This is a genomic window from Qipengyuania sp. R86523 (assembly GCF_044596365.1).
Lineage (GTDB): Bacteria > Pseudomonadota > Alphaproteobacteria > Sphingomonadales > Sphingomonadaceae > Qipengyuania > Qipengyuania citrea.
This window is the reverse complement of record NZ_CP138997.1, coordinates 464817-488503: the sequence shown is the minus strand read 5'-3', so window position 1 is coordinate 488503 and position 23687 is coordinate 464817. Positions and strand designations below refer to the sequence as shown.

General features: G+C 63.9%; 26 protein-coding genes and 2 pseudogenes. 16 read left to right on the top strand and 12 right to left on the bottom strand.

Going from position 1 to position 23687, the window contains the following annotated elements:
- The first annotated feature begins 129 nt into the window (after positions 1–129).
- The 12 genes and pseudogenes from SJY12_RS02385 to SJY12_RS02330 all read left to right on the top strand — a co-directional run bounded on the left by SJY12_RS02385 (position 130) and on the right by SJY12_RS02330 (position 11145).
- Positions 130–582 (top strand): GatB/YqeY domain-containing protein, encoded by a 453-nt coding sequence (locus SJY12_RS02385; RefSeq protein WP_397505872.1) that lies wholly within the window; start codon positions 130–132, stop codon positions 580–582.
- The gene (locus SJY12_RS02380; RefSeq protein ID WP_397505871.1) at positions 579–1322 is read left to right on the top strand and encodes a hypothetical protein; all 744 of its coding nucleotides are present in this window, start codon (positions 579–581) and stop codon (positions 1320–1322) included. Before SJY12_RS02385 ends, SJY12_RS02380 begins: the two co-directional genes overlap by 4 nt.
- Before the next feature lie 4 nt (positions 1323–1326).
- The gene (locus tag SJY12_RS02375) at positions 1327–2028 is read left to right on the top strand and encodes a hypothetical protein (protein WP_397505870.1); all 702 of its coding nucleotides are present in this window, start codon (positions 1327–1329) and stop codon (positions 2026–2028) included.
- A gap of 35 nt (positions 2029–2063) precedes the next feature.
- Complete coding sequence (dnaG, locus tag SJY12_RS02370; protein ID WP_397505869.1) at positions 2064–3920, top strand: DNA primase; 1857 nt, start codon at positions 2064–2066, stop codon at positions 3918–3920.
- Between the two features lie 52 nt (positions 3921–3972).
- The gene (gene rpoD, locus SJY12_RS02365; RefSeq protein WP_050600620.1) at positions 3973–5979 is read left to right on the top strand and encodes an RNA polymerase sigma factor RpoD; all 2007 of its coding nucleotides are present in this window, start codon (positions 3973–3975) and stop codon (positions 5977–5979) included.
- A 159-nt stretch (positions 5980–6138) separates the two neighbouring features.
- Positions 6139–7554 (top strand): sensor histidine kinase, encoded by a 1416-nt coding sequence (locus SJY12_RS02360; protein ID WP_397505868.1) that lies wholly within the window; start codon positions 6139–6141, stop codon positions 7552–7554.
- Positions 7545–7892, top strand: coding sequence for a response regulator (locus SJY12_RS02355; RefSeq protein WP_050600621.1), 348 nt, complete (start codon positions 7545–7547; stop codon positions 7890–7892). The genes SJY12_RS02360 and SJY12_RS02355 overlap by 10 nt, the downstream gene beginning before the upstream one ends.
- A gap of 75 nt (positions 7893–7967) precedes the next feature.
- Positions 7968–8405, top strand: coding sequence for a ribose 5-phosphate isomerase B (rpiB, locus tag SJY12_RS02350; RefSeq protein ID WP_230832848.1), 438 nt, complete (start codon positions 7968–7970; stop codon positions 8403–8405).
- 3 nt (positions 8406–8408) lie between these two features.
- Positions 8409–9722, top strand: coding sequence for a serine hydroxymethyltransferase (gene glyA, locus SJY12_RS02345; protein WP_397505867.1), 1314 nt, complete (start codon positions 8409–8411; stop codon positions 9720–9722).
- 11 nt (positions 9723–9733) lie between these two features.
- Entirely contained in the window at positions 9734–9958 is a 225-nt protein-coding gene (locus SJY12_RS02340) for a hypothetical protein (RefSeq protein WP_160766889.1), read from the top strand.
- Positions 9959–10430 (top strand): annotated as a pseudogene (gene nrdR, locus SJY12_RS02335) (transcriptional regulator NrdR). It begins immediately after the preceding gene.
- On the top strand, positions 10417–11145 hold the full coding sequence (locus tag SJY12_RS02330; RefSeq protein ID WP_397505866.1) for an RNA methyltransferase: 729 nt from the start codon (positions 10417–10419) through the stop codon (positions 11143–11145). Before nrdR ends, SJY12_RS02330 begins: the two are co-directional and overlap by 14 nt.
- Here SJY12_RS02330 and SJY12_RS02325 read toward each other — a convergent pair.
- Complete coding sequence (locus SJY12_RS02325; RefSeq protein WP_397505865.1) at positions 11135–11446, bottom strand: chorismate mutase; 312 nt, start codon at positions 11444–11446, stop codon at positions 11135–11137. The genes SJY12_RS02330 and SJY12_RS02325 overlap by 11 nt on opposite strands.
- Positions 11447–11664: 218 nt before the next feature.
- Between SJY12_RS02325 and rpsD the strand changes: the two are divergent.
- Positions 11665–12280: pseudogene (gene rpsD, locus SJY12_RS02320) on the top strand (30S ribosomal protein S4).
- 64 nt (positions 12281–12344) lie between these two features.
- Here the strand turns inward: rpsD and SJY12_RS02315 are convergent.
- From SJY12_RS02315 to SJY12_RS02290, 6 genes are all read right to left on the bottom strand, one after another.
- Positions 12345–13094: a M50 family metallopeptidase gene (locus SJY12_RS02315; protein ID WP_397505864.1), complete on the bottom strand. Its 750-nt coding sequence runs from the start codon at positions 13092–13094 to the stop codon at positions 12345–12347.
- Positions 13095–13119: 25 nt separating this feature from the next.
- Positions 13120–14244, bottom strand: coding sequence for a tRNA guanosine(34) transglycosylase Tgt (gene tgt, locus SJY12_RS02310; protein ID WP_050600628.1), 1125 nt, complete (start codon positions 14242–14244; stop codon positions 13120–13122).
- Positions 14245–14246: 2 nt separating this feature from the next.
- Positions 14247–15107, bottom strand: a complete 861-nt coding sequence (locus SJY12_RS02305; protein ID WP_397505863.1) for a YdiY family protein — start codon at positions 15105–15107, stop codon at positions 14247–14249.
- Between the two features lie 143 nt (positions 15108–15250).
- The gene (locus tag SJY12_RS02300) at positions 15251–16015 is read right to left on the bottom strand and encodes an ABC transporter permease (RefSeq protein WP_397505862.1); all 765 of its coding nucleotides are present in this window, start codon (positions 16013–16015) and stop codon (positions 15251–15253) included.
- Entirely contained in the window at positions 16012–16950 is a 939-nt protein-coding gene (locus tag SJY12_RS02295) for an ABC transporter ATP-binding protein (RefSeq protein WP_397505861.1), read from the bottom strand. Before SJY12_RS02295 ends, SJY12_RS02300 begins: the two co-directional genes overlap by 4 nt.
- 5 nt (positions 16951–16955) lie before the next feature.
- Entirely contained in the window at positions 16956–18386 is a 1431-nt protein-coding gene (locus SJY12_RS02290) for a carotenoid oxygenase family protein (RefSeq protein WP_230832841.1), read from the bottom strand.
- Between the two features lie 45 nt (positions 18387–18431).
- Here SJY12_RS02290 and SJY12_RS02285 point away from each other — a divergent pair, with 45 nt between their 5' ends.
- Complete coding sequence (locus SJY12_RS02285; protein ID WP_397505860.1) at positions 18432–19031, top strand: WHG domain-containing protein; 600 nt, start codon at positions 18432–18434, stop codon at positions 19029–19031.
- On the opposite strand, the gene queA is transcribed toward SJY12_RS02285, so the two are convergent.
- From queA to SJY12_RS02260, 5 genes are all read right to left on the bottom strand, one after another.
- Positions 18995–20029: a tRNA preQ1(34) S-adenosylmethionine ribosyltransferase-isomerase QueA gene (gene queA / locus SJY12_RS02280; RefSeq protein ID WP_397505859.1), complete on the bottom strand. Its 1035-nt coding sequence runs from the start codon at positions 20027–20029 to the stop codon at positions 18995–18997. The two genes, SJY12_RS02285 and queA, sit on opposite strands and share 37 nt — an antisense overlap.
- A gap of 37 nt (positions 20030–20066) precedes the next feature.
- Positions 20067–20768, bottom strand: coding sequence for a peptidylprolyl isomerase (locus SJY12_RS02275; protein WP_230832921.1), 702 nt, complete (start codon positions 20766–20768; stop codon positions 20067–20069).
- Positions 20769–20849: 81 nt separating this feature from the next.
- Positions 20850–21359: a pantetheine-phosphate adenylyltransferase gene (gene coaD / locus SJY12_RS02270; RefSeq protein WP_063505806.1), complete on the bottom strand. Its 510-nt coding sequence runs from the start codon at positions 21357–21359 to the stop codon at positions 20850–20852.
- Positions 21359–22249, bottom strand: coding sequence for a polyprenyl synthetase family protein (locus SJY12_RS02265; RefSeq protein WP_397506633.1), 891 nt, complete (start codon positions 22247–22249; stop codon positions 21359–21361). The genes coaD and SJY12_RS02265 overlap by 1 nt, the downstream gene beginning before the upstream one ends.
- Positions 22250–22263: 14 nt before the next feature.
- On the bottom strand, positions 22264–22521 hold the full coding sequence (locus SJY12_RS02260; protein ID WP_050600635.1) for an exodeoxyribonuclease VII small subunit: 258 nt from the start codon (positions 22519–22521) through the stop codon (positions 22264–22266).
- A gap of 62 nt (positions 22522–22583) precedes the next feature.
- Here SJY12_RS02260 and SJY12_RS02255 point away from each other — a divergent pair, with 62 nt between their 5' ends.
- Positions 22584–22979, top strand: a complete 396-nt coding sequence (locus SJY12_RS02255; RefSeq protein WP_397505858.1) for a DUF2177 family protein — start codon at positions 22584–22586, stop codon at positions 22977–22979.
- A 4-nt stretch (positions 22980–22983) separates the two neighbouring features.
- Positions 22984–23664 (top strand): hypothetical protein, encoded by a 681-nt coding sequence (locus SJY12_RS02250; protein WP_397505857.1) that lies wholly within the window; start codon positions 22984–22986, stop codon positions 23662–23664.
- Positions 23665–23687 lie beyond the last annotated feature (23 nt).

Genomic DNA, 23687 nt, shown 5'->3' with positions numbered 1-23687 from the left:
TTCCAGCGATGTTGCTAAGCCTCAGCCGCTAGAGACGCGCAGCCGTTCCGTCAAGCGCAACACTTGGCTTTGCGGCAGCTTGTTCTACAGGACATATGAACCATCCACAGTCCAGCGCATAGAGGCCCCATGCTCCGCGAGAAAATCCAGTCCGAAACCGTTACCTCGATGAAGGCCAAGGACAAGGAACGCACGGCCGCGCTCCGCCTGATCGGCGCCAAGATCAAGGACCGCGACATCGAATTGCGCACCGCGGACAGCAAGCCCGACGATGACGCCATGGTCACCGACGTGTTGATGAAGATGGCCAAGCAGCGCCGCGAATTGATCGAGATGTACGAAGACGGCGGACGCACCGAACTGGCCGAAAAGGAAAAGGCCGAATTGGCGGTGATCGAGGAATTCCTTCCGCAGCAGATGAGCGAGGATGAAACGCGCGCCGCGATCGCGCAGATCAAGGCCGACCTCGGCGCGGAGGGGATGAAGGACATGGGCCGCGTAATGGGGGAACTCAAAGCCCGCCACGGCGCTACTCTCGACATGAGCAAGGCCAGCGGGCTGGTAAAGGAAGCGCTGTCATGAACCGATTGATTCTCGCCCTTCCGCTGGCGGCGGCGCTGTCCGCCTGCGGCAGCGCGGACGAACCGCCCACCGACCTTGAAGCCGCGCGCAGCGACGGCGAGGCGCAGGCGTTGGCGCGCAATATCGAAGCGGGCGATTTCCTCGACCTTGCGCTCGGTCCCAAGATCGCCGGGCCGCAGGGCGAGGAAGTGGAAAGCGCGCTTTCGAACGCGGAAGGCAATTTCGCCGACATGCGCAGCTTCGTCGCGTGCCCCGCTGCAATGGCAGTGTGCGATCCGCAGACCGCGCCGGAGGGGACCGTCTATACCTATGTCCACGTCGTATTCCCCGGCGAGGACAATGAAGCGGGCACCGGCAGCGGCGAAGCCAACGATTCGTCCGATGTCGAACGTGCAACGTCCTTCCGCATGACGCAGCCGGCGACCGGTTTCACTGGCGCGGCAGGCTATTCCAAGGATGAAGCGCTGGCCGCGATCGGCATGAAAGCGGACGTCGTCATCACCTGCGACGAAGGCGCGCTGGTATGGACGGTCAGCGCAGGCGACGGCGGCGACCAGTGGGAACAGGCCGAACCGCTGACCTTCTGGTGGCAATCGACCGTGCCGCCCGCGGGGCCCGCACCGGCCTATGCCATTCTCGCCAATTACACCCCCGCGACCGGCAGCGGCCCCTATCCCGCTGCGGCACCCGACGCAGTCAACGCCTGCCTGGCGCCATCACTCGACGGATCAGAGGATTGATCGCTTGACCAGACTGAAGAATTTCGCGGCACCGGTGGCATGCATGGTGCTGGCGGCTTGCGGGTCCAGTGAGCCCGAGCCCGTGCCGACCCCCACCCCCACCGTAGCCGCGCCGCGCACGCTGATCGGTGCCGATCTCGACCTGTCGACGCTGGGCGCGCGCATCGTCGGCCCCCAGGGGGCGGAGATCGAAACCGCTCTCAGCAACGGCACCCGCCAGGTGGGCACGCTGGTGAGCTATGTCGCGTGTCCGGAAGGCATCGAGACCTGCAACCCCGGCGAATTGCCGGACGACACGGTCTATACCTATGTCCACAAGGTCACTCTGGCCGAGATCGACGACGTGGGCGCAGACGAGGCCATCGATGCGCCTGCCACCGGCGAGGCCCCTCCGACGCTGTTCCGCACGACGCGAAAGGTGAGCGGGTTCACCCAGTCGGTCGGATATTCGACCGCCGAGGCCGAAGCCGTGCTGGGCGATCCCGACGCGATTTCGATCATCAACGACAATGGCAATCTGATCTGGCGCGTCACCCGCGGCCCCGGCTGGCAACCCGGCGGCACGGTCACGCTGTGGTGGCGTTCGACCATGGCACCGCAAGGGCCGGCAGAGGCCTATCTGCTGGAAGTGGACGGCGAACAGATCGCTGCCACCGGCCCCTTCCCGCCCGAAGAGAAGCCTGTGGAGGGTTCGGCCGCGCGCTAGCGGTATACGCCGGGCTGCAGTAGGATAGCGCCTTCATGGCCCTGTCACCCCAATGGTTAGACGAATTGCGCATGCGGACCACGCTGTCCGCGGTGATCGGTCGCACCCTGCGGCTGACCAAGGCGGGCCGTGAGTTCAAGGCCTGTTGCCCGTTCCACAACGAAAAGACGCCGAGCTTCTACGTCAATGACGAGAAGGGCTTCTACCACTGCTTCGGCTGCGAAGCGCATGGCGATGCGATCCGCTGGCTGACCGACCAGCGCGGCCTCCCGTTCATGGACGCGGTGAAGGAACTGGCGGCCGAAGCGGGCATGGAAGTCCCCGCCCCCGATCCGCGCGCCGCCCAGCGCGCGGAAAAGCGCGCCAGCCTGCACGATGTGACCGCCGCGGCGCAGGTCTGGTTCGAAGGCAATCTGCGCGGTGCCGACGGGTCGCAGCCACGTGCCTATCTGTCCCGGCGCGGATTTTCGGACGCGACGATCCGCGAATTCGGCTTCGGCTACGCCCCGGGCGACCGGCAGGCGCTCAAACGCGCGCTTGGACAGTTCGATGAGGCCATGCTGAGCGAAGCCGGGATGCGGATCGAGGTCGAAGGCAAGGATCCCTACGACCGCTTCCGCAACCGGATGATGCTGCCGATCCACGATGCACGCGGCCGGGTCATTGCCTTTGGCGGCCGCATTCTCGACAGCGAGGCAAACCCCAGCGCCCCCAAATATCTCAACAGTCCCGACACGCCGTTGTTCGACAAGGGCCGCACGCTCTACAATCTGCACCGCGCTGCCCCCGCCGCGCGGCAAAGCGGGCGGATGATCGTGGTCGAGGGCTATATGGATGCGATCGCGCTGGCCAATGCGGGCATCCGCGAAGCGGTCGCCCCGCTGGGGACCGCGCTGACCGAAAACCAGCTCGAATTGCTGTGGCGGCAGGTCGAGCGCCCGATCCTGTGTTTCGATGGCGACAATGCCGGACAGCGCGCCGCAATGCGCGCCATAGCGCGGGCGCTGCCCATGCTGCGCCCGGCGCATTCGCTGGCTATCGTGCGCCTGCCCGCGGGGATGGATCCCGATGACCTGATCAAGGACAAGGGCCCCGAGGCGATGGAGGCGCTGCTGGCGCAGCCCGACAGCCTGCTCGACACGCTGTGGGAATTCGAACGCGCGGCCTCGCCGCTCAATTCGCCCGAAGACAAGGCCGGGCTGAAGGCGAGGCTGCTCGACCATGTCGACAGCATCCAGCACCCCGATATCCGCGCGCTGTACAAGCGGGAATTGCTCGAGCGCTTTTCCGCCTTCGCCTTTCCGCCGCGCCCCCCGCGCGAAGCGCGGCCGCGGGGGGACTGGAAGAAGTCCGGCTTCAAGCCGGCAGCCCCGACGCTGGCACCCGAGGCGCGCGAGCGGCTGATCCGCGCGATGCAGGGCGGCGCACGCGACGCGTTGACCCGGGCGGTGATCGCCGGCCTGGTGCGTTTTCCCGAGCAGATCATGCGCCATGAAGACACGCTTTCGGAACTGGCGCGGCGTGATCCAAATGTCGGCCCCGCCATCGATTCGCTGCTTGAAGCTGCCGAGGCGCTTGATTTGTCCGCGCAATCGACCATATCGCTTGAAACAGGCCTACCCGCCCCACCGGAAAAAACCTTGTTCGCCTTCCTCGATGAAGGCACCGACCCGGATGATGCGCGCGAGGATCTGGCCGAAGCCGTGTCGTTGCTGGTCGAAAGGCCGGCGCTGGAATCCGCCCTTTCGGCGGCTACAGCGCGGTTCGAACGCGATCCTGAAGGCTCCATCGCCGAACAGGCCCGATTGCGCGAGCGGTTGTTGGCCCTTAACGAGCGGTTGAAGCGTTTTGGTCGCAGGAAGGCTGCAGCGGCCGACGAATCGGAATCATGATCCCCACGGGTGCGCGGCCCAAGGGCAAGACAAGACTGGACTGAATTACCTCATGGCCACCAAGTCGAAGACCAAGGACGACGGCGACGCTCCCCTGATCGATCTCAACGAGGCATCGGTCAAGAAGCTTATCACTAAGGCAAAGCGCAAGGGTTACGTCACTTACGACGAGCTCAACGATGCGCTGCCCCAGGGCGAGATGAGTTCGGACCAGATCGAGGATATCCAGTCCGCGCTGTCCGATATGGGCGTGCAGATCGTCGAAAGCGACGAGGAAGCCGAGGCCGCTGCCGAGGAAGCCGACGAAGTCGAAGAACTGGCGGCCAGCGCCAAGAAGGACACCAAGACCGCGGCAAAGCCCGCAGTCAAGAAGGCTGCCACCGGCGAACGCACTGACGATCCGGTGCGCATGTATCTGCGCGAAATGGGCGCGGTCGAGCTGCTGAGCCGCGAGGGCGAAATCGCCATTGCCAAGCGGATCGAGGCGGGCCGGGACATGATGATCATGGGCCTGTGCCAGAGCCCGATCACTTTCCACGCCATCATCCAGTGGTCCGAAGCGCTCAATGCCGAGGAAATGCAGCTGCGCGAGATTCTCGATCTCGATGCCATGCTGTCGAAGGAACCCCCGCCCGAGAAGATGGCGGAGGAAGAGGAAGACGATGACGGCGAGATCTCGGAAGAGACCGCCGGTCCGACCATCCGTGACGACGACGATGACGATTCGGACGAGGAAGGCGAAGACGGCGAGGAAGGTTCGTCCAAGCGCGACGACGAAGAGGAAGAGGACAACACCATGTCCCTTGCTCAGATGGAAGCCGCGCTGAAGCCCGACGCGATCGAACGCTTTGCCCGGATCACCGACTTGTTCGGCAAGTTCGAAAAGCTCCAGAACGAGCGCGTCGATCTGATGGCCCGCGGCGAGACCTTCACCGCGGCCAAGGAAAAGAAGTACGAGGCGCTGTCCGAGCAGCTGACCGCCGAGGTCGAAAGCGTGCAGTTCCACGCGACCAAGATCGAATTCCTGGTCGACAATCTCTATGCCTTCAACCGCCGGCTGACCGCGCTGGGCGGCCAGATGCTGCGTCTGGCTGAGCGTCACAAGGTCAAGCGGGTCGATTTCCTCGATGCCTATATCGGCAATGAGCTCGACGATGCGTGGCTCAAGGAGCGCGCCAAGAAGGACAAGAAGTGGGCGGCCTTCGCCGAGAAGGAAGCCGACGCGGTCGAGCGTATCCGGACCGAGATTTCCGATATCGCCAGTCAGACCGGCATGGCGCTGGAAGAATTCCGGCGCATCGTGACCAAGGTCCAGAAGGGTGAACGCGAAGCGCGGATCGCCAAGCGCGAAATGGTCGAGGCGAACCTGCGTCTCGTGATCTCGATCGCCAAGAAATACACCAACCGCGGCCTGCAGTTCCTCGACCTGATCCAGGAAGGGAACATCGGCCTGATGAAGGCGGTCGACAAGTTCGAATACCGCCGCGGCTACAAGTTCAGCACCTATGCCACCTGGTGGATCCGTCAGGCGATCACCCGCTCGATCGCCGACCAGGCGCGTACGATCCGAATTCCGGTGCACATGATCGAAACGATCAACAAGCTGGTGCGCTGCAGCCGCCAGTTCCTGCACGATCAGGGCCGCGAACCGACACCCGAAGAGATGGCCGAGAAACTCTCGATGCCGCTCGAGAAGGTGCGCAAGGTGATGAAGATCGCCAAGGAACCGATCAGCCTCGAGACGCCGATCGGCGACGAGGAAGATTCGCATCTCGGCGATTTCATCGAGGACAAGAACGCGATCATCCCCGTCGATGCAGCGATTCAGGCGAACCTCAAGGAAACCGTGACCCGGGTTCTGGCCAGCCTGACCCCGCGCGAAGAACGTGTGCTGCGCATGCGGTTCGGTATCGGCATGAACACCGATCATACGCTCGAGGAGGTCGGCCAGCAGTTCTCGGTTACCCGTGAACGTATCCGGCAGATCGAGGCGAAGGCGCTCCGCAAACTGAAGCACCCGAGCCGCAGCCGCAAGATGCGCTCGTTCCTCGACCAGTAAGCACACGCGCGGCCAGCGGCTGCGCGTGTGCCTCATAGTGCCCCGAACAAATATTTCCGAGAGGCGGGAACCGCATGGCGCCCTATGCTTTTAGGCGCAATGCGGGGAAAAACAAATGGGGCCACGGTCGGGGGATTGACCGGCGCTCGAAAGATGCCGATGTCGGACGGGTCCATTGATTTCAGGCGGGTGCTCGAGCACTCTCCCAACCCCTATCTGCTGCTCGATGCCGAGTTGCGCATAAGCTGGGCCAATCATGCGTATCTCGCAGCCGTAGGCCGCGAATTGGACGATATTGCGGGCAGCCACGTGTTCGACGCCTTTCCCGGCGCGGGCGAAAGCCATCACCTTATCGAATCGTCTTTCGAGCGCGTGCTAGAGACGGGCGAACCTGACGAGATCGCCCATCTCAAATACGATATTCCCAACGCCTCGGGCGGTATGGACGCGCACATCTGGAGCACGACCCAGGTGCCGATCCTCGACGACAGCGGAGCGGTCCAATACATCCTCCAGCACCCGGTTCAGATCACCAAGATCGAGCAGCGCGACACGGCGAGCGTGGTCCGCCGCGCCGAAGCGGTCGAACAGCGTTGGCGCGGCGCAACGAAGGAGCTCGAGCGATTGCGCGCCTTGCTGGAACAAGCGCCCGGCTTCGTCGCCGTGCTCGCCGGGCCGGAACATCGTTTCGTCATGTCGAATGCAGCCTATCGCCGGCTGATCGGCGAGCGCGACCTCGACGGAAAGAGCGTGGCAGAAGCCCTGCCCGAGATCGCCGAACAGGGCTTCGTCGACATCCTCGACAAGGTCATGGAGACCGGCGAACCCTATTTCGGGCGCAGGGAAAAGGTCATGCTCAAAAGCGGCGAGCATGACGAGTTGCGCGAACGGCATCTCGAATTCATTTTCCAGCCCATCAGCGGCCCGGATAGCTTCGACGGGGTTCTGGTCCAAGGGTATGACGTGACCGAGGAAGTGCTGGCTGAAGACAGCCAGCGCATCCTGATCAATGAGCTCAACCACCGCGTGAAGAACACGCTGGCCGTCGTCCAGGGGCTGGCGCAGCAGTCGTTCAAGGGGGACAGGCAGAACCCCCAACTCGATATCTTTGTCGAGCGGCTCGCCGCGCTGGCCAGTGCGCACAGCCTGCTGACCGAGCGGCGCTGGGAATCCGCCGACCTCAGAACGATCGTGCGCGGCGCGCTCGAGGCGACGGCCGGGACTCAGCAATCGCGCTACACGCTCGACGGGCCGGACATTCGGCTGGAACCGCAACCCGCCGTTGCGCTGTCGATGGTCATCCACGAACTGTCGACCAACGCCGTGAAATACGGTGCCTTTTCCACCGACGATGGCTTGGTCGACATTCAATGGTCGTTCGAAGCCGGCGAAGATGGCGGCACGCTCATCCTCGACTGGCGCGAAAACGGCGGTCCTTCAGTCGCCACGCCGGATCGCACGGGTTTCGGTTCGCGTCTCATCCAGCGCGGGCTGGGAACTCCGGGTAGCCGGACAACGATCGAATATCTGCCGGACGGGCTGCATTGCCGGCTCGAGGGCAAACTATGCCTCTGAGTGGCAAACGGATCCTCGTCGTCGAAGACGAACCCATCATCGCGTTTGCGCTCGAGGACATGCTGATCGAGGACGGCGCCGATGTGGTCGCCGTCGGTTCACTCGAGGAAGGTCTCGACCAGGCCGAAGCAGGGGTGTTCGATTTCGCCATTCTCGATATCAACCTGCATGGCGAGAAAAGCTACCCGATCGCCTTCCGGCTGGGGAGCAAGGGCGTACGATTCGTCTTCGCCAGCGGCTATGGCGATGCCGAACATCCCGAAGAACTGGCGCATGTCACCACGCTGACGAAACCCTATGTCCTCGCCGACATCCGCAACATCGCAGTGGGCGGCTGACTGGCCGGAGTTCAGCGTGGGCAAACCGCCACAAGGAGGTGGCGAGCGGCACCGGAAACGACTATGGGGCTGCGCATGCGTATTGCCATTGCTTCCGACCACGCCGCTTTCGATCTGAAAGCCGATTTGCGCGACTGGTTGATCGAACAGGGTCACGAGGTCGCCGATCTCGGCCCGGATACCGCCGACAGCGTCGATTACCCCGACTACGGGTACAAGCTGGCCGCGGTTGTCGCCGATGGGACCGCAGATCGCGGCATTGCCCTGTGCGGCAGCGGGCTTGGCATCTCGATGAGCATCAATCGCCATCCCGCCATCCGCTGCGCGCTGGTTTCCGAACCGTTGTCCGCTTCGCTGGCGCGGGAACACAACGATGCCAACTGCATCGCGATGGGCGCCCGCCTCGTCGGCAGCGACATGGCCAAGGCGTGCCTGTCCGCCTTCCTCGAAACCGATTTCGCCGGCGGCCGCCACCAGCGCCGCATCGACAAGCTATCCAACCCGGACATCTGATCTATGGCTACCCAGGCACAAGACACCGCGCGCGACCCCATGGACCGCTTCTGGCACGATACGCTGGCGGAAGCCGATCCCGAGATCCACAATGCGATCCGTAATGAACTGGCGCGTCAGCAGGACAAGATCGAGCTGATCGCCAGCGAGAATATCGCCTCCAACGCGGTTCTCGAAGCCACGGGCAGCGTGTTCACCAACAAATATGCCGAAGGCTATCCGGGCAAGCGCTATTACGGCGGCTGCGATTATGCCGACGTCATCGAAACGCTGGCGATCGAGCGCGCGAAGCAGTTGTTCGGGTGCAATTTCGCCAACGTCCAGCCCAATTCGGGCAGCCAGATGAACCAGGCGGTTTTCCTCGCGCTGCTGCAGCCGGGCGATACCTTCATGGGTCTCGACCTCAATTCGGGTGGTCACCTCACGCATGGATCGCCGGTCAACATGAGCGGCAAGTGGTTCAACCCCGTCAGCTATGGCGTGCGCCAGGATAACGAGCTGATCGACATGGACGAAGTGATGGCGCTGGCGAAGGAGCACAAGCCCAAGCTCATTATCGCCGGTGGCACCGCCTATTCGCGTAGCTGGGACTGGGAAGCCTTCCGCAAGGTGGCCGACGAGGTCGGGGCCTACCTGATGGTCGACATGAGCCACATCTCCGGGCTCGTCGCGGGCGGCGCGCATGCCAACCCCTTCCCCCATGCCCATGTCGTCACCAGCACCACTCACAAATCCCTCCGCGGGCCGCGTTCGGGCGTGATCCTGTGGAACGACGAGGAACTCACCAAGCCGTTCAACATGGCGGTGTTCCCGGGTATGCAGGGCGGCCCACTGATGCATGTCGTGGCCGCCAAGGCAGTCGCCTTCGGCGAAGCACTGCGCCCGGACTTCAAGGATTACGCCGCGCGCGTGGTCGAAAACGCCCGCGCTCTGGCCGAAGCCATCGAAGCCAATGGCCTGCGCGTCGTGTCGGGCGGGACGGACAACCATTCGATGCTGGTCGATCTTACGGCCAAGGACGTGACCGGTAAGGCCGCCGAAACCGGTCTCGATCGCGCATGGCTGACCTGTAACAAGAACGGCATTCCCTACGACACGCGCAGCCCCTTTGTGACCAGCGGTATCCGCCTCGGCACTCCGGCGGGGACCACGCGTGGCTTCGGCCCCGAGGAATTCCGGACGATCGGCGCGCTGATCTGCGAGGTGGTGGACGGAATGTCGCGCAATGGCCCCGAAGGCGATGGGCAGGTGGAAGACAAGGTGCGCGGCAAGGTGGCCGAATTGTGCGCTGCCTTCCCCGTCTATCCCGGCCGCTGAGGAGAAAAGCGATGGACGACCAGAATCCCAAGCACCAGGATCACGAACTGCTTTCCGACGCGAAGCACGAAGTGAAGGACATGGCGAGCAAGGGCCTCGACCACCCTTCGACGAAACCCGTGCTGACCGGCGCTGCCGTGGGCGCAATCGCAGGGGGCCTGCTGCCCGTCGTGACCTGGCCGATCGGGCTCGTCGCGGGCGCGGGATACATGCTCTACAAGCGTATCCGACCGTAAATGCGGTGCCCTTTCTGCGCGCATGACGACAGCCAGGTGAAGGACAGTCGTCCGACCGAGGATTTCGACCTCGATCCGGCGGCGTCGGCAATGTTCGAGCTGCGGCGCGCGCTTTACCACGTTCGAACGGGTCCAGCTGCGCGAAGTCACCGTGGTCAAGTCGGGCGACCGCCGCCAGCCCTTCGAACGCAGCAAGCTCGAACAGTCGATCGCGCTCGCCTGCCGCAAGCGCGATGTCCCGCAGGAACGCATCGACGAGCTGGTCAGCGGGATCCAGCGCCAAGTCGAAACCGCGGGCGAGGCCGAAATAGCCTCGCAGCGTATCGGCGAAATGGTCATGGACGGGCTCCGCGGGCTCGACAGCGTCGCCTATATCCGCTTCGCCTCGGTCTATCGCGACTTCAGCGAAGCGCGCGATTTCGAGGAATTTGCCAGTACGGTACAGGAAGCGGCCGCCAATGAACGCGGCTGACACGCACAAACCCGTCGTTGTGCTGGTTCGTCCGCAGCTGGGCGAGAACATCGGCAAGGCAGCCCGCGCGATGCTCAATTTCGGGCTGACCGAGATGCGAATGGTCGAACCGCGCGATGGCTGGCCAAACCCTTCGGCGGGTCCGGCAGCGGCCGGGGCGGATGTCGTCCTCGACCGGGCACAGGTCTTTGCGACCACTGCGGAGGCGGTGGCCGATTGCGCGCATGTCTACGCCACTACGGTGCGCAAGCGCGGAGTGACCAAGCCGGTCGTCACGCCCGAGGAAGCAAGCCAGGAAATGGCCGCCGCACAGGGACGCAGTGCAATCCTGTTCGGACCAGAACGCTCGGGCCTGGAAACCGAGGACGTCGCGCTTGCGCGGGCGATCCTGACGGTGCCGATCAATCCGCAATTCGGATCGCTCAATCTGGCGCAGGCGGTAATCCTGTGCGCTTATGAATGGTCGAAGCACGAGCAACTGGTGCAGCCCACGCAGGAAGAACTGCTCCCCCCTGCACCGCAGGAAGAGCTCGACGGGCTGATCGCGCATCTGGAAACCATGCTCGAACCCAAGGGCTATTTCCTGCCCGCGGCGCGCGCGGAAGCCACCCGGCGGACCTTGCGCGGGGTGCTTACCAAGCCCGGCTGGAACCATCTCGAGGTGCGGACGCTGCGCGGTGTCCTGTCGTCGCTGGGGCGCGGACCTAAGCCCTGATCCGGTCCCATTCGGCCAGTTCGTAGTCGATCGACGTCTCGACCAGCGTTTCCCAGATCTGCGCAATCGGCTCTGCCGGCAGCGAGCGGCCCTGCGCGTCGCGGCGCGCATTGTCGATAACCGCGCGCTTGCGTGCTTCGTCGCGCACGATCGCCCGATCGGGCTTGATCCGCGCGGCCGCCCGCATGTAGCCGAACCGCCGGTCGAGCAATTCCATCAGCTCGCGGTCGGTGGCATCGACGCCGGCGCGTACATCACGCATGTCGGCGCAGTTTTCAGGCAGCTTGAAATCGTCGTTCATGGCAATGCGCCCTGCCCCGCCTGCCGGTGCTTGTCGAGCGCCTATCTTCGTGCTTGACGAACCGCGCCATATTGCTACTAGCGCGCCTTCGCGAATTGGCTCCGCACCCCGGTGAAGCGGTAGCCGCGTCGATCTCCTGAGCGTGTCGAAGGAACGACGGTGCGATGCCGGGTTGAATGGCCGTCAACGGGATGGCCCAGCAAATTGAAGGAAAGATTATGACGAAGCGCACCCGCGCCAAGTACAAGCTCGACCGCCGGATGGGTGAAAACATCTCGGGGTCGCCCGAACAGCCCCGTCAACAAGCGTTCCTACGGTCCGGGCCAGCACGGCCAGCGCCGCAAGAGCAAGACGAGCGACTTCGGTCTCCAGCTGCGCGCCAAGCAGAAGCTCAAGGGCTATTACGGCGACGTGACCGAGAAGCAGTTCAAGCGCACCTACATGGAAGCGTCGCGGATCAAGGGCGACACCGGTCAGAACCTGATCGGCCTGCTCGAACAGCGCCTCGACATGGTCGTTTATCGCGCCAAGTTCGCGCCGACCATCTTCGCTGCGCGCCAGATCGTGAGCCACGGCCATATCTATCTCAACGGTGTGAAGACCAACGTCGCCTCGGCGCGCGTCAAGGTCGGCGACGTCGTTTCGCTGGGCAAGAAGGCACAGGAAATGGCGCTGGTCATCGAAGCGCAGAGCCTGCCCGAGCGTGACATTCCCGACTACGTCAGCCCCGATGGCAACGACAAGGTGACCTTCACCCGCGTGCCCAAGCTCGACGAAGTGCCCTACCCGGTCACGATGGAACCGAACCTCGTGGTCGAGTTCTACTCGCGCTAAGCTCAGGCGGCAGCGACACAGCAAAAGGGCGGTCCCTCACGGGGCCGCCTTTTTTGTTGCCCGGTCAGTACCGGCTGGCAAATCGAAGCGACAGCCACACCATGGCGAGGATCGTCAGCGTGATCAGGCCGCCCCAGAACCAGTAGGGCAGGAACAAAGCGTCGGCGATGAGGCCGGTGTCGGATCGCGCGGACATGCCGCCGACCGTGCCGCCCGGGCTGAACAAATAGCCAAGGTCCTGATAGACGCTCACCACGCCTTGTACCCCGAGGAATTCCGCCGTGATCCGCTGCCATTTGGCACTCCCGCGCAGCGCGATGTACCCGGCTGCTGCAGCGAACAGCGGTAGCACCACCCATCCGGCGACCGAGCGCACCCACACCGCCGTCGAAATCGCGAGCGCCGATGCGAGAACCAGCAGCGCCAGCTGCGTGGCCCGCCGCGAGCGCGATGCGACGATCAACAGGCAGCCCGCGACACTGGGACCCAGCAGCCCTGCCGCCGCGATGGCCGCCTGCCCGAGGTAGCCGATGCTGCCGGAGAACTCGGCAAAGCCCGAGCCATTGGCGAAGATCACGAGGCGATGGAATTCAGCGCCGAGCGCCATTGCGCTCAGCCCGTGCGCCATTTCGTGAAACCAGGTGGCCAGCAACGTGAACGGCATCAGCGCAAGCGTTCCGAAGCCGGTCTGCCAGGCAAGGATCGTCAGCCCGGCAAAGGCGAGAATATAGCTCTGTTCGCGCGGCATTGCCTTGCGATTGGGGGAAAGCCCCCATTTCGCGGGAGCAGCGGAACCGGCGCGGCCTTTTCTCATACCGGCACGGTATCGCCGGTTCGTCTCACTGCAAGTAGTCGCGGCGGAAATCGCGCGCGAACTGGGCGAACCGCGCTTCCGCGATCGCATCGCGCATCGCCTGCATCAGCTGCTGGTAAAAGGCGATGTTGTGCTCGGTCATCAGCATCGCGCCGAGGATTTCCTGCGATTTCACCAAATGGTGCAGGTAAGCGCGCGAGTAGGTCCCGCAGGTATCGCAGGTGCAGCGGCTGTCGAGCGGTTCCTCGTCTTCGGCAAAACGCGCATTGCGCAGGTTGACCGGCCCGTTCCAGGTAAACGCCTGTCCGTTGCGCCCGGACCGGCTGGGCAGCACGCAGTCGAACATGTCCACCCCGCGCTCCACCGCACCGACGAGGTCGTCGGGCTTGCCGACCCCCATCAGATAGCGGGGCCGGTCGGCGGGCAATTGGCCGGGTGCGAAGTCAAGTGTGGCGAACATCGCTTCCTGGCCTTCGCCGACCGCCAGCCCGCCTATGGCATAGCCGTCGAAACCGATATCGGTGAGCTTGTCCGCGCTTATACGGCGCAATTCCTCGTCCAGCGCGCCCTGCTGGATACCGAACAATGCGGATCGCTGCGCGTGTTCGCCGCCCGCATCGAACCCATCGCGGCTGCGCCGGGCCCAGCGCATGCTCATTTCCATGCTCGCGGCGATTTCGTCGCGCGGCCGATCGGCGCGCGGGCATTCGTCGAACGCCATCACGATGTCGCTGCCCAGCATGCGCTGGATTTCCATGCTGCGCTCGGGCGTAAGCATGTGCTTGGAACCGTCGATGTGGCTGCGGAACTCGACCCCCTTCTCGGTGAGCTTGCGCAGTTCGGACAGGCTCATCACCTGGTAGCCGCCACTGTCGGTCAGGATGGGCCGTTGCCAGTTCATGAACTTGTGCAGGCCGCCAAGCCTCGCCATCCGCTCGGCGCCGGGTCGCAGCATGAGGTGGTAGGTGTTGCCGAGGATTATGTCGGCTCCTGTCTTGCGGACGGTTTCGGGCTTCATCGCCTTGACTGTCGCTGCAGTACCGACCGGCATGAAGGCAGGCGTGCGAATGGTGCCGCGCTGCATGGCGATTCGCCCGGTGCGCGCAGCCCCGTCGGTCGCGTCGATGGTGAATGCGAAACGTTCGCTCATGGTCAGAAGCCGTAGATGAGAGTGGCACGGGTCAGCGTGTCGGTGCCTTCCGACCCCGCTGGCGGATTGCTGTCGTACTCGACCTTGTAGGAAAGGCGCGAACGCAGACGGTTGCTCACGCGAAAATCGAGACCGGTCACCAGATTGATCGTGGTGTTCGCGCCATCGAAAATCAACGTTGCCTCGCCTCCCGTTTCCGCCAGTGCCTCGACATCCTGGGTCAGCTTGAGACGGTCCAGCATCTGCCAGTCGAAATCGAGCCCGACGAGTTCCGCGAGCCGATCCGCGCTGGTCCCGTCTGTAAAATCCGTTACCCGGTAGGCAGGGCCTGCCTTGAGTGAGAGCTTGAGCTTCGGATTATCGATAACGCGATAACCGAAACCACCCGACACCGAATAGCGCGAAGAGAAGCCCTGGATCCGGTCGCGTTCGTATTGCGCCAGGCCATAGGCGAAGATGTTCTCGTCGAACTGCCAGCGCGGTTCGTAGGATGCGGCGAACTGTTCGCGGCTGGTCGATCCGTTCTGCCGCTGGTAGTCCGCGCGCAATCTGATCGAATGGGTCCAGTCGATGCCCTCGCGATCAAGGCGCAACGCGGCCGCCACCCCGACCAACTCGGTGTTGCCGCTCGACTGGAAAGCCCCCAGTTCGCCCTCGCCGCTCCAGCGGTCGAACATGCCGGCGTTGATCAGCGCGGTTTGCTCCGCCTCGGCCTCGGCCGCGCGGCGCGCAGCCAGGGTGATCTTCCACTGGTCGTTAATCGCATCGATCGTGCTGCGTTCTTCGGGCCATGTGCTGCGCGCGAGACCGATCACCGTGGCGACCTTCCTTTCGTCGCCGCTGGCTATGGCTGCATCGATCATCGCACGTGCGCCTTCGGGAAGCTCAGCTTGCGCGGCAGTCGCAGCACAACCCAGCAGGGCGGAAAAGATCAACGGGGCGAAGCGCATCGAGTGCGCCTAGCGCCTTGTTTTGCGCCTCGCCACCCTTCAATCGATGGAATATGTCACGCGCGCAGGCGCCATCCCGTGCGGAAAATGAACGTAATCACGGCCACGCAGATTGCCAGGAAACCAAGCGTTATGCCGAAGCTGATCCAGATGTTCACATCGCTCTGGCCGTAGAAAGTCCACCGCAGGCCGCTGACCAGGTAGACGATCGGATTGGCCAGCGCGATCGTGTCCCACGGCCTGGGCAGCATATCGATCGAATAGAACGTGCCCCCAAGAAAGGTCAGCGGCGTGAGGAACAGCATCGGGATGATGCCCAGCTTCTCGAAATTATCCGCCCAGATGCCGAGGATGAAGCCGAACAGGCTGAAGGCCGCCGCAACGAGCATGATGTAGAAGACCGCCAGCACAGGGTGCGCGATCGAATAATCGACGAAAAGGCGCGCGGTGAGCAGGATGATCGCGGCGAGCAGCAGGCTCTTGGTCATTGCCGCACCCACGAACCCCAGCAGCGTCTCCGATACTCCGACAGGCGCGCTGAGCAGTTCGTAGATGGTGCCGGTGAAACGCGGCATGTAGATCCCGAAACTGGAATTGCTGGTCGTTTCGCCCAGCAGGGTGAGCATCAGCAGACCCGGAATGATGAAGGCGCCGTAATCCACCCCGCCCAGATCAGGCATGCGCCCTCCGATCGCCGCGCCAAAGACGATGAAATATAGCGATGTGGTGAGTACCGGCGCGAGCACCGACTGGAAGGCGGTGCGCAGGAAGCGCATCAGTTCGCGGGTGTAGATCGACCAGGTCGAGCGCCACGAGATCATGCTGCCTTCCCTTCACCGAGCAGCGAAACGAAGATTTCCTCGAGGCTGCTCTCGCGTGTGTCGATGCCGACGTAATCGATGTCCGCGGCGATCAACGCCTTGGTCAGCGCAGCCACTTCGGCCTTGCCCTTCCCCGTTCCGTCGCCGCCGCGGTAGCACAGCACTTCCCCACCCGGTTCCAGTTCTACCGGGAAGCGGGCGATATCGGGCGGCAAGGCGGCAAGCGGCCTGGCCAGCGTGATATACGCTTCGGTTCTGCCGAGACGCGCCATCATCGCATTCTTCTGGTCGACCATCAGCAATTTGCCGCGATTTATGATGCCGACCCGGTCGGCCATCAGCTCGGCTTCCTCGATATAATGCGTGGTGAGAATGATCGTGACACCGCGCTCGCGCATGGTGTCGACGATCGCCCACATTCCCTTGCGCAACTCGACATCGACGCCTGCCGTGGGTTCATCGAGAAACAGCAGGTCCGGCTCATGCGCCAGAGCCTTGGCGATCAGCACCCTGCGCTTCATCCCGCCGGACAAGGCCATGATGCGCTCGTCCCGCTTGTCCCACAGGCTGAGCGACCGCAGGATTTCCTCGATCCGGTCCCGGTCGGGGGCAAGCCCGAACAAGCCGCGCGAATAGCTTACCGCGCGATGGACGGGTTCGAACATGTCGGTGCTGAGTTCCTGGGGAACCAGGCCGATACGACTGCGTGCGCGGCGCCAGTCGGACGCCAGATCGTGCCCGAAAGCGCGAATACTTCCCGAAGTCGGGCGCACGAGCCCGCATACTGCCCCGATCAGCGTGGTCTTGCCTGCCCCGTTAGGCCCGAGCAGAGCAAAGACCTCGCCCTTGTTGATGCTAAGATCGACATTGTAGAGCGCGGTCAGCCCGCCGGGATAGACCTTCGACAGGCCGGAGAGTTCGAGAATCGGCTCCACATCTCCTAGCTAGCGGCGATCCAGTTGCCGTGGAAGCCCGGAGGGATCAGGTGCGGGATCTCGACCGTCCCGACCACGCCGAGCGTCATCGCGTCGAGGATCTCTAGCGCGCTGGTCTGCCGGTTGCGGTCGATGACATAACCCATCATCCAGCCATCGCCCTCGGCTGCATCGGGCGTGCGCGGAACGAAAACGAATTCACCGGGAATGCGGCCTTCGCCGAAATCGCGCTGCACCCGTTCGCCGGTGGCAAGGTCGTGGCGATAGAGCGGCATCGGCGCAACGAATTCGAGATCGCCATCGGCGGGCATGCCGATCGCCCACAGGTAGCGATGCGCCTTGGTAAAATAGCGTTCGTCCGGTCGCGGGAATTCCTGTCCCGCCGTATCGAGCGTGTCGCGGACGACTTTCCCGCCCTGCCCGTCCACCGTCCAGCGCTCGAGCCCCAGAGGCTTGCCGTATGGCCCGGGCATTTCGCCGTCGAAGATGGTTTCATAGGGGCAGACGTCGATGATCACCCGGCCGGTTTCGTCTTCGAAACTGTTGCCGACGTGGAAGACATAGCAGGGGTCGACCTCGTGCCACACCACGTCCCCGTTGCTACCCCCGCGCGGCAGCAATCCGACCCGTGCGCGGTGGCTGCGGTTCCAGCGATAGGGAAACTTGTGCCCCGCAATCAGCGCCTGCATCGAGAAGGTCACCGGCAGGTCGAGGATGACCGCGAAGTTCCGGGTCAGCGCGCAGTCGTGGATCGAGGGGCCATGCCTTACCGCGATCTCGGTTTCGCTCAGCACCCTGCCGCTGCGGTCCATGGCGACGTGGCGGATGGTATCCTGCGACGGGCCATCGTAGCAGATCGCGTGGTATTCGCCGGTGTCCGGGCATTGATGCGGGTGCGCGGTAAAGGAACCGGTCAGCCCGCCGCCGAAGTCGGAATAGGCGACGCTATCGAGATTGCCGTCGAGTTCGACAGGGAAGCTGTTGGCCTCGACCAGCGCCATGATCTTGCCGCCGATATCGAGGACATTGGTGTTGACCGTATCGCCGAAGCCGCGCCGCGGACCGCCAACCGCCGCCGGGCCGCCCTTGCCTTCGAGCTCTGCGGAACGAATGAAACGGTTGCGGTACCACTCGGCCTTGCCGTCCTTCAGCCGGACGCCGTGAACCATCCCGTCGCCGAGGAACCAGTGATGGCCCTTCCCCGCCTTGCCGAAGGGATTTGGCCCAATGCGGACATACCGCCCGTCAAGCTCAGCGGGAATGGCTCCGGTTACGGTGGGATTTGCGAGCGTCAGCTCATCGGCCATCGGGGTATGGATCCCCCGCAGGAAAGGATTTTCACCCGGACCGGGCAGGCGCGCCCGGTTGATGCTGGCAACTGCCTGTACGGCAGGCGTAACCGCCCTGCGGATGGTTTTCTCGACGACACTTGCCATGACCGACTCGCTCCGATTAAAGTGAACGCCGTAAACATAGAGGTTATGATAACAGTGTCAACATCGCCCGAAGCCTATCATCACGGGAACCTGCGCGACGCCTTGCTGGCAGCCGGACTGGCCGCGCTTGAGGGTGCCGAAGGCAAAGCGCCTTCGCTGCGCGAATTGGCGCGCGTGGTCGGGGTCTCGGCGACGGCAGTCTATCGGCACTTTCCCGACAAGCAGGCACTCGATGCCGCGCTCGCCCGCGCAGGACTGGACCTGCTGGGCAAGGAGCAGGCCGCTGCCGCCGAACGTGCAGGCGGTGGATCGCAAGGATTTACCGAAACGGGCCGCACCTACGTCCGCTTTGCGCTCGCCCACCCTGCCCTGTTCCGGCTGATGTTCACCCAGGGCCACCCGGTGGACGGATCGGCGACACCCGATGAAGCATACGCATTGCTGACAGCCAATTCACGCGCGCTGGTCGGCGATCCAGATGGCGCCGAAACGCTCGCCCTGCAGTCATGGGCAATGGTGCACGGTATCGCCATGCTGATGCTCGACGGGCGCATCCCCGCCGACAACGCTCTGATCGAGCGGTTGCTCGATACCGGCGATCTGTCCACTCAGTCGTGTGGCAGCAGCAGCGAGGAATTGCCGTAGCTGTAGAAGCGGTATTCGCTGTCGATGGCGTGTGCGTAAGCGTCCATCATGCGTTCGCGGCCCATCAGGGCGCTCACCAGCATCATCAGCGTCGATTTCGGCAGGTGAAAATTCGTCATCAGGCCATCGACCGCGCGAAAGCGGTATCCCGGGGTGATGAAGATATCGGTATCGCCAGCAAAGGCACCGATGATCCCGTCTTCTCCCGTCGCGCTTTCGAGCAAGCGCAGGCTGGTCGTCCCCACCGCTATCACCCTGCCGCCGGCCGCGCGCACGGCGTTCAGGCGTGCCGCGGCTTCGGGTTCGATCCGGCCCCATTCGGAGTGCATCGCGTGATCGCTGGTATCGTCAGCCTTCACCGGGAGGAAGGTGCCCGCACCGACATGCAACGTTAGCGTCTCGCGCCCGATCCCGCCAGCGTCGAGCGCCTCGATAAGTTCAGGCGTAAAGTGCAGCGCGGCAGTCGGCGCGGCAACCGCGCCGTCCTCGGCTGCGAACATCGTCTGGTAGTCTTCAAGGTCCTGCGCATCGGTGGCGCGCTTGCCGGCGATATAGGGCGGCAATGGCATACGTCCGGCGCGTTCGAGCAGGATTTCGACGGGCTCTTCGCCCGCGAAGGCCAACACGAAACTACCATCCTCGAGCCGCTCTTCCGCGGTCGCTGCCACGCCGCCGCCGAATTCCACGGCATCGCCGATCCGCAGTCGCTTGGCATTGCGCACGAAAGCCTGCCAGCGTCTCAGGTCGATCCGCTTGTGCAACGTCGCGCCGATCCGGGCTTCACCCCGCCGCCCTTCGAGCTGCGCAGGTATGACGCGGGTGTCATTGAACACGAGCACGTCGCCTGCCCGCAACATCTCTGGCAGGTCGCGCACGCCGCGATCCTCGAAGGGGCCAGCGCCGCGCACCACAAGCATGCGTGCGGCATCGCGCGGGCGCGCGGGCCGAAGCGCGATCCGCTCGGGCGGGAGTTCGAAATCGAAAAGGTCGACTTTCATCGCGCCGCCCCTAGTCTGGGTGCGACGCGATGGAAAGTCAGTTGCCGAGCGGCGCGTTCAGATCGCTGGCCGAAATGTCTTCGTCCTGCACCCGCGGAGCTGTCATGGCCGGCACCGGCTTGTTGTCCGCCGCGATCGAAGCCTGCACGATCCGCGTTGGATTCGCGGGTGGCTCGCCGCGCTGGATCGCATCGACTGCGGGCATGTTGGCGATCACGCGCCCGAAGTTGGTGTAGTTCTGGTCGAGGTTGAAACGTGGATAGAAAACGATGAAGAACTGGCTGTTGGCGCTGTCGGGGCTGCCCGCGCGCGCCATCGAGACGGTACCGCGGACATGCGGCATGCCGTGAAACTCTTCCGCGATGTCGGGCAGCTGCGATCCGCCCGTGCCGGTACCGGTGGGATCACCGGTCTGAGCCATGAAGCCGTCGATGACGCGGTGGAAAATCACCCCGTCGTAGAATCCCTGCCGGGTCAGCGTCTTGATGCGTTCGACATGGTTGGGCGCCCAGTCGGGCTTCAGCCGGATCGCGACGCGTTCGCCGTTCGACAGGTCGAGTAGCAGGATGTTTTCGCGGTCTTCTTCGACATTGAAGTTCACTGGCGAAAACACCCGCGTATCCGCAGCGGTTTCCGCCGTAGCGGCAGCGTCGACAGCGGCGTCGTCCTGCGCCTGGGCGGCGAAGGGTGTCGAAGCGAGCGCCAATGCGGCGGCAAGGGCAAGCGAAGTCTTGAGCATCGTCATTCCGTGGCAATGTCCTGGGTTGCAGGCCCCTAGCGAGGGGCGTCTGTCCGTTCAATGAATAGGTGCCTGCGAAGCTCAGCCCCCGCGCGGCCCGAGTTTCTTCACTCGCGCCTCGACGTCCTGCCGCACGGCAGGCGTGACGAACTTGCCGATCGGGCCGCCGTAGAAGGCGATTTCCTTTACCAGGCGGCTGGCGATCGGCTGCAGTTCGACATCGGCCATCAGGAATACCGTTTCGATGTGATCGTTGAGCTGCCGGTTCATCCCGGTGAGCTGGTATTCATATTCGAAGTCGGTCACCCCGCGGATGCCGCGGATCACGATGCCCGCTTTCATCTGGTCGGCGAAATCCATCAGCAATGAATTGAACCCGACCACACGGATGCTCTGGCTGGCGATGCCGGCAACTTCGCGTTCGACCATGGCGATACGTTCGTCGTCATCGAACATCGGCGACTTCGCGATATTGGTGGTCACGCCGATGATCAGTTCGTCGACCAGCTTCGCGCCGCGCTCGATTATGTCCATGTGACCCAGCGTGATTGGATCGAACGTGCCCGGATAGATGCCGATGCGCTTGGCCATTAATGGTCCCTCTTAACAATGAAATGCGCCAGTTCGACAAGCAGCCGGGCATCGTCGCCGTAGCTGGCGAGATGGTCGCCCGCCTGTTCCACCAGCATCGTCGCCTGCGCCCGCGCCTGATCGACGCCCATCAGCGTGACGAAGGTCTGCTTGCCCTGTTCCTCGTCCTTGCGCAGCGCCTTGCCGGCCAGCGTCTCGTCGCCTTCGACATCGAGCAGGTCGTCGGCAATCTGGAAGGCGAGCCCGATATCACGCGCATAGGCGCGCAGATGGGTGCGTCCTTCGGGCGCCACCCGCCCCAGCACCGCGCCCATCTCGACACTGGCGGCCAGCAGGGCACCGGTCTTGAGTTGCTGCAGCCGGGTGACCTGGCGCAGGTCGTAGGATTGTTCTTCGGAGACGATATCCATCATCTGGCCGCCCGCCATCCCGTCGTGCCCGCTGGCGCGCGCCAGCGTGGCAACCAGTTCCGCGCGAACGAAGGGATCGGTGCTGGTGTCCGGCTGGGTCAGAATGTCGAACGCCAGCGCATGCAGGCTGTCCCCCGCAAGCACGGCAGCCGCTTCGTCGAACGCCTTGTGCAGGGTCGGCTTACCGTGCCGCATCTCGTCATCGTCCATGCACGGCAGATCGTCGTGGATGAGCGAATAGGCATGGATCGCTTCGACTGCACAGCCCGCGTTGATCGCGGCGTTGCGATTGACGCCGAACAGTTCCGCGGTCGCCACCAGCAGCAGCGGGCGCACCCGCTTGCCGCCTCCGATCACGGCGTAACGCATCGCCTCGATCAGCCGTGCGCGCGTATCGTCGGGCACGGGAAGGAACGCATCGAAGACGCTATCGACTTCAGACTGGACCTGCTCGAAAGCTTGGCCGAGCCGACTGGGCATCGCGGTTGCGACGCTCACGCGGCCCCGCCCGCATCGAACGGCTCGGTACCCGCGGGCTTGCCGTCGCTGCCCGCTACGATCTTCTCGATCCGCGCCTGTGCAGCGTCCAGCCGCGACTGGCATGCCTTGCGCAGTTGTTCGCCGCGCTCGTACAGATCGATGCTCTCGTCGAGCGGGACATCGCCGCTTTCGAGACGCCGGACGACACTCTCAAGCTCGCGCAGGGCCTGCTCGAAGCTCATCTCGGAAATATGTGACTGTTCCTCTGCCATTGCCCGCGAGCATTGACGGTCCGCCTGCGCCCGGTCAAGTATACCGAAACGGGGGAGCGAATATGACGTGGATTGTCGCCTTCATCGCCGCAGCTCTGGTCTTCGGCGCTTTGGACGCCGCGTGGCTCGGCTGGGCCGGGCCCAATTTCTACCGTCCCCGGCTGGGAGACATCCTGGCCGACAGTTTCCGCATGGCTCCGGCGCTGGTATTCTACGCTGCCTATATCGCCGCCGTCGTCTGGTTCGCGGTGCGCCCGGGACTGGCCCAGGGGCTTGCCGCCGCTGCGCTCAACGGGGCGCTGCTGGGGGCGATTTGCTACGCGACCTACGATCTGACCAACCAGGCGACGATGCGCACCTGGTCCACTGCGGTGACCGTGGCCGACATTGCCTGGGGCGCATTTGCTACCGCCCTGGCCGCTTCTGCCGCGACGCTGGCCGCCGACAAATTCGCGTGAGCGCATGTTCATAGGCCATTTCGCTCCCGCATTCCTGGCGCGCGGGATCAGCGAGGACGCCCCGCGGCTCGGTGTGCTGTTCATCGGGGCGCAGCTGACCGACTGGGCCTTGTTCACGCTGACCCTCGGCGGGATCGAGAAATTGCGGATCGTGCCCGGTATCACCGCGATGAACCCGCTCGACCTTTACTATATGCCCTATACGCACAGCCTGCTGGGCACCGCACTCTGGGCGATCGGCTTTGCCGCCTTGATCTGGCTGGGGACACGAAGTCTGGTGGCTGCGAGCTGGGCGGCCTTCGTCGTGGCAAGTCACTGGGTGCTCGACCTGCTCGTCCACAGGCCGGATCTGACGCTTGCCGGAGGCGCGGAGAAATACGGCCTCGGACTGTGGAACTTCCCCATCGTCGCGATCCCGCTCGAACTGGGCCTCCTGCTGCTCGCCTATGGTTTCTATATCGCCCGCACCAAGGGGCCGCTGCTTCCACCGCTGATCCTGCTGGCCGCCTTGCTGCTGTTCCAGGCGCTGAACTGGTTCGGCTCCGAACCTGAACACGCCGGGGCGTCCTTTTCTGCGACCGCCTTCCTGGCCTTCGGCATACTGACTGTGCTCGCGTTCTGGGTGCAGTCGACCCGGTGGCATAAAAACCACGTGGGACTGGCGGTCGGGAGCGTGCAGCGCTAAGCGCGCGCGCATGACATTCTGTC

Excerpts from the sequence above, each read along its gene's own strand:
- SJY12_RS02340 (WP_160766889.1), top strand. The coding sequence starts at position 9,734 with ATGGACGACCAGAATCCCAAGCACCAGGATCACGAACTGCTTTCCGAC.
- SJY12_RS02275 (WP_230832921.1), bottom strand. The coding sequence starts at position 20,768 with ATGCTCAAGACTTCGCTTGCCCTTGCCGCCGCATTGGCGCTCGCTTCG.
- glyA (WP_397505867.1), top strand. The coding sequence starts at position 8,409 with ATGGCTACCCAGGCACAAGACACCGCGCGCGACCCCATGGACCGCTTC.
- SJY12_RS02300 (WP_397505862.1), bottom strand. The coding sequence starts at position 16,015 with ATGATCTCGTGGCGCTCGACCTGGTCGATCTACACCCGCGAACTGATG.
- SJY12_RS02305 (WP_397505863.1), bottom strand. The coding sequence starts at position 15,107 with ATGATCGATGCAGCCATAGCCAGCGGCGACGAAAGGAAGGTCGCCACG.
- rpiB (WP_230832848.1), top strand. The coding sequence starts at position 7,968 with ATGCGTATTGCCATTGCTTCCGACCACGCCGCTTTCGATCTGAAAGCC.
- rpoD (WP_050600620.1), top strand. The coding sequence starts at position 3,973 with ATGGCCACCAAGTCGAAGACCAAGGACGACGGCGACGCTCCCCTGATC.
- dnaG (WP_397505869.1), top strand. The coding sequence starts at position 2,064 with ATGGCCCTGTCACCCCAATGGTTAGACGAATTGCGCATGCGGACCACG.
- SJY12_RS02285 (WP_397505860.1), top strand. The coding sequence starts at position 18,432 with ATGATAACAGTGTCAACATCGCCCGAAGCCTATCATCACGGGAACCTG.
- SJY12_RS02380 (WP_397505871.1), top strand. The coding sequence starts at position 579 with ATGAACCGATTGATTCTCGCCCTTCCGCTGGCGGCGGCGCTGTCCGCC.
- SJY12_RS02255 (WP_397505858.1), top strand. The coding sequence starts at position 22,584 with ATGACGTGGATTGTCGCCTTCATCGCCGCAGCTCTGGTCTTCGGCGCT.
- SJY12_RS02355 (WP_050600621.1), top strand. The coding sequence starts at position 7,545 with ATGCCTCTGAGTGGCAAACGGATCCTCGTCGTCGAAGACGAACCCATC.
- SJY12_RS02260 (WP_050600635.1), bottom strand. The coding sequence starts at position 22,521 with ATGGCAGAGGAACAGTCACATATTTCCGAGATGAGCTTCGAGCAGGCC.
- SJY12_RS02290 (WP_230832841.1), bottom strand. The coding sequence starts at position 18,386 with ATGGCAAGTGTCGTCGAGAAAACCATCCGCAGGGCGGTTACGCCTGCC.
- SJY12_RS02250 (WP_397505857.1), top strand. The coding sequence starts at position 22,984 with ATGTTCATAGGCCATTTCGCTCCCGCATTCCTGGCGCGCGGGATCAGC.
- SJY12_RS02360 (WP_397505868.1), top strand. The coding sequence starts at position 6,139 with ATGTCGGACGGGTCCATTGATTTCAGGCGGGTGCTCGAGCACTCTCCC.
- SJY12_RS02330 (WP_397505866.1), top strand. The coding sequence starts at position 10,417 with ATGAACGCGGCTGACACGCACAAACCCGTCGTTGTGCTGGTTCGTCCG.
- SJY12_RS02265 (WP_397506633.1), bottom strand. The coding sequence starts at position 22,249 with ATGCCCAGTCGGCTCGGCCAAGCTTTCGAGCAGGTCCAGTCTGAAGTC.
- SJY12_RS02385 (WP_397505872.1), top strand. The coding sequence starts at position 130 with ATGCTCCGCGAGAAAATCCAGTCCGAAACCGTTACCTCGATGAAGGCC.
- tgt (WP_050600628.1), bottom strand. The coding sequence starts at position 14,244 with ATGAGCGAACGTTTCGCATTCACCATCGACGCGACCGACGGGGCTGCG.
- SJY12_RS02325 (WP_397505865.1), bottom strand. The coding sequence starts at position 11,446 with ATGAACGACGATTTCAAGCTGCCTGAAAACTGCGCCGACATGCGTGAT.
- queA (WP_397505859.1), bottom strand. The coding sequence starts at position 20,029 with ATGAAAGTCGACCTTTTCGATTTCGAACTCCCGCCCGAGCGGATCGCG.
- SJY12_RS02315 (WP_397505864.1), bottom strand. The coding sequence starts at position 13,094 with ATGAGAAAAGGCCGCGCCGGTTCCGCTGCTCCCGCGAAATGGGGGCTT.
- coaD (WP_063505806.1), bottom strand. The coding sequence starts at position 21,359 with ATGGCCAAGCGCATCGGCATCTATCCGGGCACGTTCGATCCAATCACG.